This is a genomic window from Streptomyces sp. NPDC006294, assembly GCF_042870895.1.
Lineage (GTDB): Bacteria > Actinomycetota > Actinomycetes > Streptomycetales > Streptomycetaceae > Streptomyces.
Genome location: NZ_JBIAHV010000030.1, coordinates 1 through 14,901, shown reverse-complemented (window position 1 = coordinate 14,901; position 14,901 = coordinate 1). Strand labels below are relative to the sequence as shown.

General features: G+C 71.7%; 16 protein-coding genes. 6 read left to right on the top strand and 10 right to left on the bottom strand.

The window, feature by feature from the left end; translation table 11 throughout:
- The first annotated feature begins 73 nt into the window (after window positions 1–73).
- Complete coding sequence (locus ACFYOP_RS33305; RefSeq protein WP_356899338.1) at window positions 74–868, top strand: nuclease-related domain-containing protein; 795 nt, start codon at window positions 74–76, stop codon at window positions 866–868.
- Between the two features lie 26 nt (window positions 869–894).
- Here ACFYOP_RS33305 and ACFYOP_RS33300 read toward each other — a convergent pair whose 3' ends face one another.
- From ACFYOP_RS33300 to ligD, 3 genes are all read right to left on the bottom strand, one after another.
- Window positions 895–1,326: a nuclear transport factor 2 family protein gene (locus tag ACFYOP_RS33300; RefSeq protein ID WP_356899337.1), complete on the bottom strand. Its 432-nt coding sequence runs from the start codon at window positions 1,324–1,326 to the stop codon at window positions 895–897.
- A gap of 82 nt (window positions 1,327–1,408) precedes the next feature.
- Window positions 1,409–2,329 (bottom strand): ATP-dependent DNA ligase, encoded by a 921-nt coding sequence (locus ACFYOP_RS33295; RefSeq protein WP_356899336.1) that lies wholly within the window; start codon window positions 2,327–2,329, stop codon window positions 1,409–1,411.
- Window positions 2,326–3,213: a non-homologous end-joining DNA ligase gene (gene ligD, locus ACFYOP_RS33290; protein ID WP_356899335.1), complete on the bottom strand. Its 888-nt coding sequence runs from the start codon at window positions 3,211–3,213 to the stop codon at window positions 2,326–2,328. Before ligD ends, ACFYOP_RS33295 begins: the two co-directional genes overlap by 4 nt.
- A gap of 58 nt (window positions 3,214–3,271) precedes the next feature.
- Between ligD and ACFYOP_RS33285 the strand changes: the two genes are divergently transcribed.
- The 3 genes from ACFYOP_RS33285 (at window position 3,272) to ACFYOP_RS33275 (ending at window position 5,303) form a co-directional block, all read left to right on the top strand.
- Window positions 3,272–4,366 (top strand): Ku protein, encoded by a 1,095-nt coding sequence (locus ACFYOP_RS33285; protein ID WP_356899334.1) that lies wholly within the window; start codon window positions 3,272–3,274, stop codon window positions 4,364–4,366.
- Window positions 4,367–4,706: 340 nt separating this feature from the next.
- Window positions 4,707–5,159, top strand: a complete 453-nt coding sequence (locus tag ACFYOP_RS33280; protein ID WP_356899333.1) for an SRPBCC family protein — start codon at window positions 4,707–4,709, stop codon at window positions 5,157–5,159.
- Window positions 5,160–5,228: 69 nt separating this feature from the next.
- On the top strand, window positions 5,229–5,303 hold the full coding sequence (locus ACFYOP_RS33275; RefSeq protein ID WP_372460710.1) for a 50S ribosomal protein bL37: 75 nt from the start codon (window positions 5,229–5,231) through the stop codon (window positions 5,301–5,303).
- Between the two features lie 77 nt (window positions 5,304–5,380).
- Here ACFYOP_RS33275 and ACFYOP_RS33270 read toward each other — a convergent pair whose 3' ends face one another.
- The 3 genes from ACFYOP_RS33270 to ACFYOP_RS33260 all read right to left on the bottom strand — a co-directional run bounded on the left by ACFYOP_RS33270 (window position 5,381) and on the right by ACFYOP_RS33260 (window position 8,697).
- Entirely contained in the window at window positions 5,381–5,785 is a 405-nt protein-coding gene (locus ACFYOP_RS33270) for a DUF779 domain-containing protein (protein ID WP_356899332.1), read from the bottom strand.
- Entirely contained in the window at window positions 5,785–7,302 is a 1,518-nt protein-coding gene (adh, locus tag ACFYOP_RS33265) for an aldehyde dehydrogenase (protein WP_356899331.1), read from the bottom strand. Before adh ends, ACFYOP_RS33270 begins: the two co-directional genes overlap by 1 nt.
- A gap of 153 nt (window positions 7,303–7,455) precedes the next feature.
- Window positions 7,456–8,697 (bottom strand): GAF domain-containing protein, encoded by a 1,242-nt coding sequence (locus ACFYOP_RS33260; protein ID WP_356899330.1) that lies wholly within the window; start codon window positions 8,695–8,697, stop codon window positions 7,456–7,458.
- Window positions 8,698–9,017: 320 nt separating this feature from the next.
- On the opposite strand from ACFYOP_RS33260, the gene ACFYOP_RS33255 reads away from it, so the two are divergent.
- Window positions 9,018–9,611 (top strand): TetR/AcrR family transcriptional regulator, encoded by a 594-nt coding sequence (locus ACFYOP_RS33255; RefSeq protein WP_356899329.1) that lies wholly within the window; start codon window positions 9,018–9,020, stop codon window positions 9,609–9,611.
- Window positions 9,612–9,846: 235 nt separating this feature from the next.
- Here ACFYOP_RS33255 and ACFYOP_RS33250 read toward each other — a convergent pair whose 3' ends face one another.
- Entirely contained in the window at window positions 9,847–10,131 is a 285-nt protein-coding gene (locus tag ACFYOP_RS33250; protein ID WP_356899328.1) for a hypothetical protein, read from the bottom strand.
- Window positions 10,132–10,812: 681 nt separating this feature from the next.
- Here ACFYOP_RS33250 and ACFYOP_RS33245 point away from each other — a divergent pair.
- Window positions 10,813–11,544 carry a hypothetical protein gene (locus ACFYOP_RS33245; RefSeq protein ID WP_356899327.1) on the top strand — a complete coding sequence of 244 codons (732 nt, stop codon included), beginning with the start codon at window positions 10,813–10,815 and terminating at the stop codon, window positions 11,542–11,544.
- Between the two features lie 980 nt (window positions 11,545–12,524).
- Here ACFYOP_RS33245 and ACFYOP_RS33240 read toward each other — a convergent pair.
- The 3 genes from ACFYOP_RS33240 to ACFYOP_RS33230 all read right to left on the bottom strand — a co-directional run.
- Complete coding sequence (locus ACFYOP_RS33240) at window positions 12,525–13,100, bottom strand: DUF5753 domain-containing protein (protein ID WP_356899326.1); 576 nt, start codon at window positions 13,098–13,100, stop codon at window positions 12,525–12,527.
- Between the two features lie 80 nt (window positions 13,101–13,180).
- Entirely contained in the window at window positions 13,181–13,816 is a 636-nt protein-coding gene (locus tag ACFYOP_RS33235; RefSeq protein WP_356899325.1) for a hypothetical protein, read from the bottom strand.
- Between the two features lie 14 nt (window positions 13,817–13,830).
- A partial coding sequence (locus tag ACFYOP_RS33230) for a polymorphic toxin-type HINT domain-containing protein (protein ID WP_356899324.1) occupies window positions 13,831–14,901 on the bottom strand: 1,071 nt, incomplete at its 5' end.

The following is a 14,901-nucleotide window of genomic DNA, read 5'->3' as shown; positions in this document are numbered from 1 at the left end:
TCCGGGGGTTGTTGAATCCCGGCCTGTTGCCGCCGTAGCGGGCGGCTGTTCCCATGGGCGGTGGGTGATGGCGATGGAGCGACTGCGGGTGACGCCGACGCGCATCGGGGGCAGGGACCGGCTCTGCGTGAGCCTCCCCGACGGGCGCGACGTGGCGTGGTGCGACCGCGACACCGGACGGATCGCGCTGCTCTCGGCCGCCCATCGCGACGCCGTACTGGAGGCCCTCGCCCCCTTCACGGCCGGGGAGCTCACCATGGGGCCGCCGCCCGTGCCCACCCGGGCCGAACTGGCCCGGCTCGCCCTGCCCCCGGACGACGACCTGGCGCCCAACCGGCCCGGCGAGGCGCTCCACACGGACCTCGGACGCAGACCACCGGCCGCGCCGAGGCTGGTGCGGCGCGATCCGCGGCTCCTCGACCTCGCCGCGCAGCAGCGGCTCGGCGACGCGCTCGACGAGCTGGAACCCGCGGGCTGGCGCGTCCTGCACGCCGTGCCGCTGCCGGGCGCCGACCACATCGACCATCTCGCCGTCGGTCCGGGCGGAGTGCTCGCCCTGCACGCGTACGCGGCCGGCCGGCTGCGGGTGCGCGCCGGCGGCCGGCTCGCCCGGGGCGTGGTCCTCGACCTCACGCTGACGCGCCGCCGGGCCGACCGGGCCGCGCACGTACTGGCCGCCGCCGTCCGGCCGGTCCTGGTCGTCGTGGGCGCGCCCCGGTCGTTCGCCGCGCCGGCGCCGGGCGACGTCCAGGTGCTGCGGGACGACGAGGTGCCCGTGCTGGCCCGGCTCGGCGGGGTGCGGGGGCCGGCGGAGGTCGAGTCCCTGTACGCGGTGGCCCGGGACCGCCGCACCTGGCTCGGGGCGTGACGGGCCCGGGCCGGTCGTGACCGGGCTCAGCGCAGGTTGTCGCCCCAGCTGCCCTGCATCATCGTCTGGAACGCCCATGTCCCGTTCCGCCTGATCAGCACGTCCGCGTACCGCAGTTGCCGGGTCTGCCCGTCCATGGTCATGGTCGAGTCGGTGAAGACCACGGCCATCGCCGCCGAGAGGAACACCGGGGTCCGCACCGACTCGAAGCTGATGTCGCCGTCGCCGTCGCCCATCACCTGGGTCATGGTCTCCACGAACTGCCGGCGGTCCCACTGCGCGGAGGCGCCGTCGCCCGCGGAGTCGTCGCTGATCAGATTGAGCGGGAAGACGGCCATGTCCGCCATGCGCTCGATGTCGCGTGCGGCGCTGTGCGCGTCGTAGTCGGTGAACCACTCCTGGATGCTCGCCAGTTCCCCGGCGCTCGGGATGTATCCGGTGTCGGGCAGAAACGTCACTCTGTCTCCTTGTCGTCCTGGGTGGCCCCAGCTCTTCCGGTCCTGGAAGGTCGTGCCCGGACACACGGCTAGTCAAACTTGATTAATGGGACTCCGGTCGGTCCAGCTCCTCCGGCAGCCTCAGCCGCACCACCGTCGTCACCGTGTGCCGCGTGGTGCCCAGCTCCACCTCTGCCGTCACCCCCGGCTCCACCGTCCGGTACGCCACCTCGCCGATCCCCGTCGCGATCGCCGTCCCGCCCGTGCCGCTCACCCGCCCCGCCAGCACGGCTGCCGCCTGGGCGCGCAGCGCGGGCTGCAGCGGGCTGGAGACCACCGGTGTGTCGTCGTCCGGGAGCACCAAGGCCAGCGCGGCGGGCCGGCTCGGAGCGCCGGTGAAGCCGACGACGGCCGCGTCGTGCGTACGGGTGTGCCGGAGCTTGCGCCAGAGCCGCACCCCGCCCCGGTAGCTCTGGTCCAGCCGCTTGACCACCAGCCCCTCGACGCCGATCGCCGGCAGGCTCTCGTACCAGCCCACCGCCTCCGCCCGGTCCAGCGTCATCGGCACCGGCTGCAGCGGCGGCCCCAGCGGCCCGGTCACCGCCAGCAGCCGCGCCCGCCGCTTCTCGTACGCGAGCGGCCGCAGATCCTCACCCGCCTCCGCCAGCAGGTCGAAGGCGGCGTACGAGGCGGGCAGGGCGCGGGCGAGCGTGGGCGCGCGCCCCGCTGTGGCGGCCGCGCGCTTCTGCACGGCGGCGAAGTCGGTCCGCCCGTCCCGCCACACCACGACCTCGCCGTCGAGCACCGTGCCGTCGGGCAGCTGCCCGGCCGCGGCGGCGAGGTCCGGGAAGGCGGCCGTGACGATCCGCCCGGAACGGGCCTGGAGCAGCACCTCGTCCCCGATGCGGAAGATCACCATGCGGTGCCCGTCGAACTTGGGCTCGTAGGCCAGGCCGGCGCCGCGCGGCAGCGCGTTCACCGGCTCGGCGAGCGCGACCTTCACGGGCGGCCGGGGCAGCGTCACGGCAGGCGCCCGGCCCGGTCACCGTCCTCGAGCGGGGCGAACAGATCCCCGTACCGCTCGAGCCGGGGCGCGATGTCCGGGAGCCCGAGGACGAGCCCGGCCCCGTCCGCGCGGCCCTCCTCCACCTCCTCCCAGGTCACCGGGGCGGAGACGGCCGGCTCCGTGCGCGCCCGCAGGGTGTACGGGGTCGCGGTGGTCTTCGCGGCGGCGTTCTGGCTGTGGTCGACGAAGACCTTGCCGGGCCGCAGCGCCCGGGCCATCCGGTGCAGGACCAGCTTCGGCAGAGCGGCCTCGCCCTCGACGGCCAGCGACTTCGCGTAGGCGGAGACCTGCTCGGAGGGGGTCGGCGCCAGCGGCACGGCCAGGTGCAGGCCCTTGGAGCCGGACGTCTTCGCGTACGCCTCCAGGCCGTCGCGCGCGAGCCGGTCGCGCAGCCACAGGGCCACCTCGCAGCACTCGGCGATACCGGCGGGCGCGCCCGGGTCGAGGTCGAACACCATGCGGTCCGCGACGGCCGGCCGGTCGGCCCGCCACTGCGGAGTGTGGAACTCCACCACCAGGTTGGCCGCCCAGACGAGTGAGGCCAGGTCGTCGATCACCACCTGGCGCGCCTTCGGGTCCTCCGAGCGGGGGACCGGCGCGGTGCGCACCCAGTCCGGGGTGCCGGGCGGTGGGTTCTTGGTGAAGAAGACCTGGCCGTCGGGGCCGTCCGGATACCGGAGGAACGAGACGGGGCGGTCCTTGAGGTGGGGCAGGATCGCCTGAGCCGTGACGGCGTAATAGTGCACGATCTCGCCCTTGGTGGTCCCGGTGGCGGGGTGGATGACCTTCTCCAGGTTGCTGAGGGCCAGGCGCCGCCCCTCCACCTCTGTGATCGGCGTCATACGATGAGAATCCCACGATTTCCGAAATTCCGGATTGTTCGGATGAAAGGGATGAAACGTGCGATCCATCTGGAACGGAGCGATCTCCTTCGGGCTGGTCAGCATCCCGATCAAGCTGGTCAACGCCACGGAGAACCACTCCGTCTCGTTCCGCCAGATCCACGCCGCCGACGGCGGCCGGATTCGCTACCGCAAGGTGTGCGAGCTGGAGGAGAAGGAGGTCGCGCAGGGCGAGATCGGCAAGGCGTACGAGGACGCGGACGGGTCGATGATCCCGATCACCGACGAGGACCTCGCCGCCCTCCCGCTGCCGACCGCCAAGACGATCGAGATCGTCGCCTTCGTCCCGGACTCCGAGATCGACCCGCTCCAGATGGACACCGCCTACTACCTCGAGGCCAACGGCGTACCGGCCGCCAAGCCGTACACCCTGCTGCGCGAGGCCCTGGGGCGCAGCGACCGCGTCGCCATCGCCAAGTTCGCGCTGCGCGGCCGGGAGCGGCTCGGCATGCTCCGCGTCGTCGACGACGTGATCGCCCTGCACGGGCTGCTGTGGCCGGACGAGATCAGGGAGCCGGAAGGCGTGGCCCCGCAGGGTGACGTGAAGGTACGGGACGCCGAACTGGACCTGGCCGACGCCCTGATGGACACCCTCGGCGAGGTCGACATCGAGTCGCTGCACGACGACTACCGTGAGGCGGTCGAGGCCATGATCGCCGCGAAGGTGGAGGGCGGCGGCGGTGCGGTCGAGCCGGCTCCGGCGGAGCACGAGGGCGGCAAGGTCATCGACCTGATGGCGGCGCTGGAGAGCAGCGTGCGGGCGGCCCGGGAAGGGCGGGGCGGGGAGGCGGAGGAGTCCGGCCGCGACGAGGCGCGGGTGACGCCGATCAAGGGGCGGCGCCCGGCGTCCGCGCCGAAGGAGCCGGGCGGCAAGAAGTCGACGTCCACGGCGAAGAAGGCCGCCGCCAAGAAGACGACGGCCAAGAAGTCCACCGCCAAGTCCACCGCCAAGTCGACCGCCAAGTCGGCCTCGAAGTCCGCCTCGAAGTCCGCCTCGGAGGTCACCGGCAAGCCGGCGGCGTCTTCCTCCGGGACCAGGAAGGCGGGGGCGAAGAAGGCCGCGCCGTCGGCGAGGAAGCGCTCCTCGGCGTGACGGGCGGGACCCGGCCGGCCGTCGTCCCGACGTTCCCCTGTGGCGCGGACACCGACCGCTCGCGTCACCGCCGGGCCAGGACCCCGATGACGGGGTCGAGGCAGGCGGCGCGCGGTTCGTTCGGGGGCATCGGCTGCCGGGCGGCGGGAGCTGCGGGCGGCCGAGGCAGCCGCTGTACCGCCCGGCGGGCAGCGCCGGGCGGCTCCCGCGCCGGTGCGCGTGGCCGGCTGACTGCCCCTGCGGCCCGGACCGGCGACGGGTCGCGGCGCACCGCCGGCGCCGCGACCCTGGACGCGGGCCTGGCGGCGCCCGGGCCGGTGCGGGAGGAGCGGATGAGCACATGAGCATCGACGTGACGGCCGAACGACTGATTCCGCTGCCGGTCGACCGTGTAGCGCCCTACGCCATGGACTGGCGTCACGATCACGAGTGGACCCAGGGCATCCGCCGCGCCGCGCTGACCCGCGAGGCGGAGGGCGGCGGCTTCGGCGTCGGGGCGGAGGTGACCCGGACGGCGTACTTCCTCCGTCGCCGCATCGACTACGTGCTGCGCGTGGTCGCCCACGAGCCGCTCCGGCTCCTCGACATGGTCTCGGTCGCCGGCCCCATGCCCATGCACGTCACCTACACCTTCGCGCCGCGGGAGAACGGCACCCTGGCCCGCATCCGCGTGCGCGGCGACCCGGGCGGCCACTACCGCCTGGCGGCCCCCCTGATGGCGCGCAGGGTGCGGTCCTCGATCGGCAAGGACCTGCGCGACCTGGAACGGGTGCTGGCTGCCCGGCCGACCTGATGCGGTCCGGAGGCCCGGAACCTAGACTGGCGGCGCCCGGAAGATCCCGATCCGAGGGAGACGCGCATCATGTCGAAGCGAGGCAACAAGCGCCGCGCCCGTAAGAAGAAGGGCGCGAACCACGGCAAGCGCCCCAACACCTGACCGTGAGCACGCAGGAGCCGGACCCGCCGACACGGGTCCGGCTCCTGTGCTGTGCCGCAGGTCCGGGGCCGGGGCGGTCAGCCGGTCGCGGCGGCGCCCGTCGGCAGCGGCGGTTCCGCCTCGATCCGCGCCAGCTCCGCGTCGGTGAGGACCCGGGAGCGGAGCAGGAACCGCACCCCCTCCGGCGCCTCCAGCGAGAAGCCGCTCCCACGGCCGGGCACCACGTCGACCGTGAGGCCGGTGTGCCGCCAGTACGCGTACTGGTCCGCGCTCATCCAGAACGGAGTGTCACCGGCCACCCTGCCCAGCAGGACGTCCGAGCCGCCGACCCGGAACTCGCCGCGCGGATAGCACATCGGCGCACTGCCGTCGCAGCAGCCGCCCGACTGATGGAACATCACCGGCCCGTGCACGGCCACCAGTCGGGCGACCAGCGCCTCGGCGGCGGGCGTCAGGGCCACCCGGACCGCCCGCTCGCCCATCAGAAGAACCCGAGCTTCTTCGCGGAGTAGCTGACCAGCAGGTTCTTCGTCTGCTGGTAGTGGTCCAGCATCATCTTGTGGTTCTCCCTGCCCACGCCGGACTTCTTGTAGCCGCCGAACGCCGCGTGCGCCGGGTAGGCGTGGTAGCAGTTGGTCCACACCCGGCCCGCCTTGATCTCCCGCCCCAGGCGGTACGCCGTGCTCCCGTCGCGGGTCCACACACCCGCGCCCAGCCCGTACAGCGTGTCGTTCGCGATCTTCAGGGCCTCGTCGACCGAGTCGAACGTCGTCACGGAGACGACCGGCCCGAAGATCTCCTCCTGGAAGATCCGCATGTCGTTCCGGCCCCGGAAGATGGTCGGCTCGATGTAGTAGCCGCCCTCCAGACCCGGCACCTCGCGCCGCCCGCCGCCGGTGACGAGCTCGGCACCCTCCTGCGTGCCGATGTCGATGTACGAAAGGATCTTCTCGTACTGGTCGTTGCTCGCCTGAGCGCCGATCATGGTCGCCGGGTCGAGCGGGTCGCCGCTGACGATGGCCTTGGTGCGCTCCAGGCAGCGCGCCATGAACTCGTCGTAGATCGAGGCGTGGATGAGCGCCCGCGACGGGCAGGTGCACACCTCGCCCTGGTTGAGCGCGAACATCACGAAGCCCTCGACGGCCTTGTCCAGGAAGTCGTCGTCGGCGGCGGTGACGTCGGGCAGGAAGATGTTCGGGCTCTTGCCGCCCAGCTCCAGCGTGACGGGGATGATGTTCTCGCTCGCGTACTGCATGATCAGACGCCCGGTCGTCGTCTCCCCGGTGAACGCGATCTTGGCGACGCGCGGGCTGGAGGCGAGTGGCTTGCCTGCCTCGACGCCGAAGCCGTTCACGACGTTCAGCACCCCGGCGGGGAGCAGGTCGGCGATCAGCTCGACCACCAGCAGCAGGCTGACCGGGGTCTGCTCGGCCGGCTTGATGACCACGCAGTTGCCGGCGGCCAGGGCGGGCGCCAGCTTCCACGCGGCCATCAGGATCGGGAAGTTCCACGGAATGATCTGGCCGACCACGCCCAGCGGCTCGTGGAAGTGGTACGCGACGGTGTCGGCGTCGATCTCGGCGATGCTGCCCTCCTGGGCACGCACCACGCCGGCGAAGTAGCGGAAGTGGTCGACGGCCAGCGGGATGTCGGCGGCCAGCGTCTCGCGGACGGGCTTGCCGTTCTCCCAGGTCTCGGCCACGGCGATCTTCTCGAGGTGCTGCTCGATCCGGTCCGCGATCCTGTTCAGGACGTTGGCCCGCTCCGTGGCGGACGTCCGCCCCCAGGCGCCGGCGGCCGCGTGGGCGGCGTCCAGCGCCAGTTCGACGTCGGCCGCGGACGACCGGGCGACCTCGCAGAAGACCTTGCCGGTCACGGGGGTCGGGTTCTCGAAGTACCGGCCCTCGACGGGGGCGACCCAGTCGCCGCCGATGAAGTTCTCGTAGCGGCGGGCGAAGTCGACGATGCTGCCTTCTGATCCTGGCTGCGCGTACACCATGGCGAGCTCTCCTCGGAGGACGGCGAGTGAGGTGCCGCGGCGGCGGCCTCACGCCGCCGTGGCGGCTCACACTGTGCGCCGCGGAGGTTGGCGCGAGGTTGGTGCGGCTCGGTGCGGTGCGTCCCCGCGCGTCCGCCCGTCGTGCGCCGGCCGTCAGTCGTCGCGCAGGGCCGTGCTCAGCCGCCCGGCGGCCAGCGCCCGGCGGGCGTCGCCCCGCCCCAGCAGGTGCAGCGCGTGTTCGTGCACCGCCGTGTCGTACGGGGCCCGTTCGCCGTAGCGGAGGGCGTGCTCCGGGCACGGGCTCGCCAGGACCGCCTCCCGTACGGCGACCTCCAGCCGGGCCCGCCACTCGACGATCCCCGGCGCCTCCGACCGGTGCAGCAGCGGGCCGCGGTAGTGGCGCAGCGCGGCCGCCGTGTCACCGCTCTCCAGCGCGCGCAGCAGATCGACGGCGTCGCACGAGACGGGCGCGGTGAGGGCGTACCGGCGGGTGGCGATGCCGCCGCACAGGGCGCGTCGCAGGTGCGAGATCTCCGCCTTGAACGTGGAGGCCGTGACCGGCCGGTCCCCGTACAGCGCCTCGCGCAGCCGTTCCGGCGAGAAGCCGTCCGGCTCCAGGGCGAGCAGCGTCAGGATCTCCAGCTGGCGCGGCCGCAGCGGCAGCGGAGCGCCGTCCCGCACGGCCTCCTGCGATCCGAGGCAGCGCAACCGCACGCCGCGGCCGGGCGCTTCGGGCAGGACGCCGGCCCCGGCCCGTAGCCGCGTCTCGATGGACGACACCAGGGTCCGCACCGTGGACATGGCCAGCGGGTGCGAACGGTCCCAGGTGGTCGACAGGTCCAGTACGCCGAGGACCCGGCCGCCGGGGTCGTGGATCGGCGCGCAGTAGCAGACCCAGCCGTGCAGCGCCGTCACCAGGTGCTCGGCGGAGAAGATGGTGCTGGGGCGGCCCGTGCGCAGAGCGAGCGACAGGGCGTTGGTGCCCATGGCCTCTTCGTCCCAGCGGCCGCCGGGCGCGAAGTTCACCTGCTCGGCGCGGCGCTTCATGGTCCGGCCGCCGCACGTCCACAGGATGGTGCCGGACGCGTCGGTCACCGCCGTCACGAAACCGGCGTCCTCGGCGATGCTCAGCAGTTCGTCCTCGAGATTGTCGACCGGCCGGCGCAGCGGCGAGCGCGCCCAGCGGTGGTGCACCGTGCCCCCGTCGGAGACCGGCGCGCTGTCCCGGCCGGGGTCCACGCTGCTCAGCGAACGCACCCACGACTCCGTGACCTCGGGCCGCAGCGCCCCGCCGCCGTACGGCGACCGTCTGGCGGCCGTCAGCCGGGGCACCCAGCGGGACCACTCGTCCTCCAGGGCGGCCCGGCGCCGCCGGAGGTCACTGCGCTGTGACATGTTCTCCCCTGTCGCGGATCGGGGGACGACCGCCCATTCTCCGCCGGGACGGGCCGCGGCGCACCACCCTGTCCGGACGGTTTCCGCGGCGGACGGGGAAAGCGGCGGACGGGGAAAGCGGCGGACGGAGGGGGCGGGCCGGGGGAGTGGGCCGGCGCGGCACCTGCGTAACCCCGTGTCGCAGGTGCCGTACCGCCTGTCGCCGGCCATCGCGGCCACGATAGAGCACGACTGGAGCCTTCTTCTAGAATATTGTTCTACTTATTTGAGCGGTCGTCCCGTGGAACTCCAGTTCCGGGGCGTGTTCTAGGCTGTCCGCCATGGTGAAGCAGCAACGCGGTGAGGCAACGGTCGAGCATGTGCTCACCACCGCACTGCGCCTCTACGGGAAGTCGGACGGACAGGGCTTCACCGTCAACGCCGTCACGACGGCCAGCGGCGTCAGTCTCGGCAGCCTCTACCACCACTTCGGCAGCTTCGACGGCCTGGCCGCCGCACTCTACCTGCGGTGCATGGGCGAGCTGTTCGACGAGATGACCGCCGCGCTCCAGCGCACCCGTACAGCGCGCACCGGCGTCCGGGCCCTGGTCCGCGCGTATCTCCGCTTCACCGAGGAACGCCGCGACGCGGCCCTGTTCATCCACGCCTCCGCGTACTCCGGCTATCTGGCGGCCCACGCAGAAGAGGTGCGCGCGGCCAAGGCGGAGATGCTGGCGCCCGTCGCGGCCTGGATGCTGCCCCGGATGGCGGCGGGGGAGATCGCGCCCATGCCCCCGTCCCTGGTGGAGGTGCTGGTCCTCGGCCCGGCGGCGGAGGCCGCCCGCCGCTGGCTGGGCGGCACGTACGACATGGACCTGGGCGAGGCCGCGCGCGTGCTGCCGGACCGGATCTGGCGCTCCCTCCGGCCGGACTGAACGGCCGGTCAGGCCGACGGACGACCGGCCCTGGGTTCGCCCACGCGTTCGCACGCGGACCGGACCGGGCCTGAGCCCGACCGGGCGGCCGGCCCGGTCGACGCACGGAAAGCCACACGATCCGGCGCCCCGGCGGCCCGAGCGTCCCAACTACCCTCGTGCTTGGCATGCTCAGGACCGTCATCGCTGGGACTCGTCCTCGCAGACCCTTGGTTTGGGCGAGGAGGGACGCTGTTCAGCGCCACAGATGCAGGGCCGTCCGGTCCGCGGCGACCGTGTACCAGCTGCCGTCCCCCGCGGAACAGACCGTTCCGGTGACCGGGGAGGGGCAGGAGATCTCGCCGCGCAGCGTCATCTCCTGCGCGTCGAGCAGCCAGTGACGGGCCGTGCTGTACCCGGCGTCGCACCCGGACGTGCCCGCGACGACAGCGTCCTCGCCGGCGAAGGCCGCATCGAAGTCCCAGTACACCCGGTCCCCGCCGGCGCTCTCCGGGTGCTCGGGGCACAGCGCCGTCGGCATCCAGTTCGCCCAGGACGGAGCCGTCCTCCGCCGCGGGCAGCGCCAGCGTGTACTGCCCGGCGTCGACGGTCAGCGGACGCGGGCCCGACGGGCTCACCGCCAGCAGCAGCAACTCGTCGTCGACCTTCTCGAAGGTCAGCCCCTGGCCGTCGAACCGCCCCCACAGCGCGGGCGGACACTCGGCGATGTTCCAGCAGCCGTGCCGCGCCTCCCACCGCACCGCGCTCGACGCCTCCACACAGCGCACCGCGTGCACACCCGCGGACACCACGGCGCCGGCCTCCGGAGCCACCGCGACCGTCCCGAAGCCGCGCGGCCAGGGCGCCGGGAAGAGGACCGGCCCGTCCTGGCCGCCCGCGTCGAGCACGGCGACCTGCTCGTCCCCGCGCTGCACGAGCAGGGTGCGGCCGGACCGGTGCACGACCTCCGGGGCATCCGCGGACGCCGGGTCCATCGGGGCGGCTGCGGTGGCTACGGGACGAGCGGCGACGGTCACGGAATCCTCCGGCGCGGGGGCGTGAGATGCGGGCTGCTGTGGGCGCAGGATACGGCGCGGGGCCGAGGCCCAACCGGCCTTCCTGTCCGCCCCCGAGGGGAGAGGGGAGCGTACCGCCCGCGGGTAAACCACAGGACCCGGCGCCGGTCCCTCCGGTAGGTTCGGTGCTGTTCGAAGGGGGAGAAGTGGCGAAGCTCAATCAGATCATCGCCGTGGAAAAGGGCGTCAAGAGCAAGTCGCTCCAGGACATCACCGCGGCCCACCACAAGGTCCAGAAGCCCGCGCTGCTGGCCGGCATCTCGCGCACCTATCAGCCGAAGGACGAGGAGGGCGAGCAGCTGCCGCCCGAGTCGACACGGGTGCAGATCAAGGCCGAGGACGCGCTGCGCGAGATGTCGGGATCGCTGACCCGGCTGTTCGACGTCGTGGCCACAAAGGACTGGGCCAACTGCACCGCCCGCGCGGACGTCGTCGTCGACGGGCGGACCGTCGTCGCCGAAGCGCCGGTGAGCTACCTGCTCTTCCTGGAGAAGCAACTCACCGACCTGCACACCTTCGTGAAGAAGCTGCCTGTGCTGGACGCCGCCGAGTCCTGGTCGCTCGACCCGTCGACGGACTGGTGGAAGACGGACCCCGTACGCACGATCCGTACGAAGAAGGTCCCGCGCAACCACGTCAAGGCGGAGGCGACGGACAAGCACCCGGCGCAGGTCGAGGTGTACTACGAGGATGTCCCGATCGGTTACTGGACGACGGTCAAGTTCTCCGGAGCCCTGCCCGCGAAGCGGGTCAACGAGCTGCTGGAGCGCGTCGAGAAGCTGCAGCACGCCGTGAAGTTCGCCCGCGAGGAGGCCAACAGTGCCGAGGTCACCGACCAGCGGGTCGGCGACGCGGTGTTCGGCTACCTCTTCGGCTGACGCCGGCGGAGGCAGCCCCACGGATGCCCCCGCGTGCGAGCGCGGGGGTGCGCAACAGGCGCGGACCGGAATTGAGGCCCGGTCCGTGTGATGGGCGCAAGCTGAAACTGAGGTTCAGCCTGAAGACGCGGTGACAGTGAAGGTTCGAGTCCTTCCCCCGGCACCAACGCACGCCGGGGTGGCCCAACATGGCAGAGGCAGCCGCGATCACACTCAGACTCTCGCTCCAGCTTCAGCATCGCCACCGATCGCCAGATCGACCGGGTACGGACGAACGCCGGCGGATGCTGGTTCGAATCCCGCCTGCACCTCTCACGCGGTGCGGTAGTTCAAAGGAAGAACACGACGGCCTGATGACTGATCCGTACTCTTAAGCGCCACTGGCGTGCGCAATTGGGTGGCATCCCCAGGGACCCGGGAGCTGGATACGACTCCCGGGTCCCGCCACGTCCGGCGCAGTCGGACCTCTGTTCGCGGACGCGACGAGGCGCAGCCCGTACGCCAGGCCCGGCTGCTGTCGCCGGTGAGTACGGCGGAGGCGCGGGCGATCGAGGCACTGGCGGACCACTCGCTGCGGCTCGCGGAGTACGACCCGCAGATCGCGCGTGGCTACGACGAGAGCGGGGCCAAGGCGGCCGACCTCATCGACTACAACACGGCAGATGAGGCGGGTGTGGTCCGGCGGCCGGCCGACTGGTCCGAGGTGATCCTCAAGGGCCCGCAGATCGGCCTGGCCAACCCGATGTTCAAGCAGCCGAGCCAGGGCGGAGGCGAGGTCCTGGGCCTCAACCCGGCGACGCTGGCGGACGACGCCGTACCCGAGTCCGAGTACGTGTACGTCGCCGAGCCGGAGGTGTACCGGGCCGCGCAGGACGTGTGGAGCGACGGCAGGACGCTGGAGCAACTCAATGCATCCGAGCGCGAGGTGACACGGGCGCGGAACGTCGCGGCCGGGCGACTCGAGGTGGCGTCGGCGGACGTCACCGAGGAGCAGGTGCAGGCGGAGCTTCTGCGGCGGCTGAGGCGGCCGTACACGGAGTTCTACCGGGTGACGTGGCGGGAAATGATTGCGCCTGACACGGAGCGCAGTCTCTACGTGGCGCTTGTGCCACCTGGCCTCGCAATCGCTTCAACAGACCCAAGGAGCCCTCGGGGGGCAGGGCCTGTGAGCGCAGTTTCGTATACCGCTGCTGGAGCAGGCTGATCTCTTTCGCGTTGGCGATCAGGTGCCCATTCTGCTGCCCTTCGGAGTACGCGAACCAGCGATTGTCCGGGGTCTCGGCCAGCATGATCGGCCCGTCCGTCCCCGCGTGCGACGCCTGCCGCAGCGGCATCACCTGAAACTCCACGTTCCAGTTCCGCTCGATCAACTCCAGCAGCCGGTCGAACTGTTCCCGCGACACGCACTCCCCGCCCGTCCACCGCTCCAGCACCGCCTGCTCCACGATGAAGCTGAACGACGTCGGAGGCTTCCGCGTCACCGCCAGCAACTCCTGCCGCGCCAGCCGTGCCGCGATCCGCTCCTCCAACTCCTCCGGGTCGGGCAGCGGCGGCACGTCCAGCGACTGTATGAAGCGTCGGCCCGCACCTCCCTGACAGGGGGTGCGGGCCGACGCGTCGCAAACCGGTCGCCGGCCTATGGGCCGACGAGGTACTTGATGTCGCTCACGACGTACCCGCCGTAGCGGAACGCCGTCCCGAGCGCCTCCAGCCTCGCGTACTGCTCTGCGGACAGATACAGGTACTCAGGGGACGCCGAGGCGCTCTTTGTGGGCAGGGCCTGCAGCAGTAGCCGGAAGGCGAGATCGGGACTGCAGTGGCGGACGCACTCGGCGAGCGCATCCGACATCTCCTGGCCGAAGAGCGCCCGGAACTCCTCCACCACTGACATGACCTGATCGGCCAGATCGCTGCCTTCGAAGCGGTCCGCGCCGGAGAGAGCCGGGGTGTCCGAGCGGTGGGAGAGCCATGCGTCACACACGCCGAGCACCTGCCGCATCCACTCGGCCCCGTCCCTGGCACGGCCGCGCTGGTAGAAGCGTTCGCCGCCCTCCACGCCTTGTTGCCACAGCTCGGTGATCCGATCCGGCGGTAGCCCTTCGAGAAGGAGCCGCGCGTCGCGGCGGACCAGCAGGACCGCCTCCGGCTCGAGCCCCTCCACGAACTGATCGGCCACGGCCGCCGCTGCCGAGGACGCGCTCAATGTCCAGTCCTGGTGGAAGAAACTCATGATCCAGGGGACGCCGAACATGAACTCCGTGGACCGATCCATGGTCTGTCTCCTCCTTACTCCGGGTACGCGGTGTGGACGTAGTAGCCGAACCGGTGACCCGGCGCACGCTTCAGGATGATCACGTATCGGTTGCCGGCCTGAGTGATCGTCCTGCCGTCCGGGTGGGCGACGAAGCCGAGGGAGTTCCTGGCTCCGAAAGCGCCCTTCAACGTCTTCTGCTGTTCGCCACCCCGGAGCCACCTGGTGATCTCAGTGGCCTTGTTCGCCAAGGCGTAGTCGACGACCTGCTGAGCTGTCTGGAGGTCTACGAACACGCTGTTCTTCGAGTTCTTGTTCACCGCCAGCCTGAGCGCCTCCGCCTGCGTCGGGGTCACGTGCTCGCCGAGGACATGAGCCTGGCCGGGGAACCTCTGTGCGTCGGCGACCAGGTCACTGCAATTGTGGACCAGCACCGGGGAGCGGCCCGCCAGGACGTAGAACGTGTGCAGGTCCTCGACGGTCAGGTCGTAGACCCGCTGACCTGTCAGACCCCGCCGGTCCTTAAGAGTGGTCACCGTCCGTACTGTCCCGTCATGCGTCCGGAGCCCGTCGCCCACACGCAGGTCGGAGACCACGGTCCAGCCGCGGTCCACTACGTAGAACCGGTGCCCCGCCGTGCTGGAGACGGTGCTGCCGCCGGAGACGCCGATGTCCACGAGCCGGTCGGTGTCGTGCCAGAACGTGCTGATCACCGGCTCCGGCCGCAGCCGGCCGGTGGCGGGGTCGGGGGCCAGTACCTTGTCGGTGCGGCGTATCTCACTGATGGCCTTACGGGTACCGTCCGCCATCAGCACCTGGGTGTCGCCGGGGAAACTGTTCACCGTGCACGCGGTGCGGAGATCCTCGTACGTGTTGACCGTCCGTTGGATGTCGGCGAGGGTCTCCGGATTCACGTCCAGGGCCTTCAGGGTCTTGAACGCGTCAGCGACGCCGACCCCTGTGTGCATGGCGGCGTCCAGGGCGCGGATGCCCTCGGCGACCTTGGCGAAGGCCTTGCCGGGGATGAAGTTGGACGCGGCCCAGGCGCAGCCGCTGGCGCTGCCGTGCCAGCAGTCGACGAAGTCCTGGACCAGGACCGCCTTCAG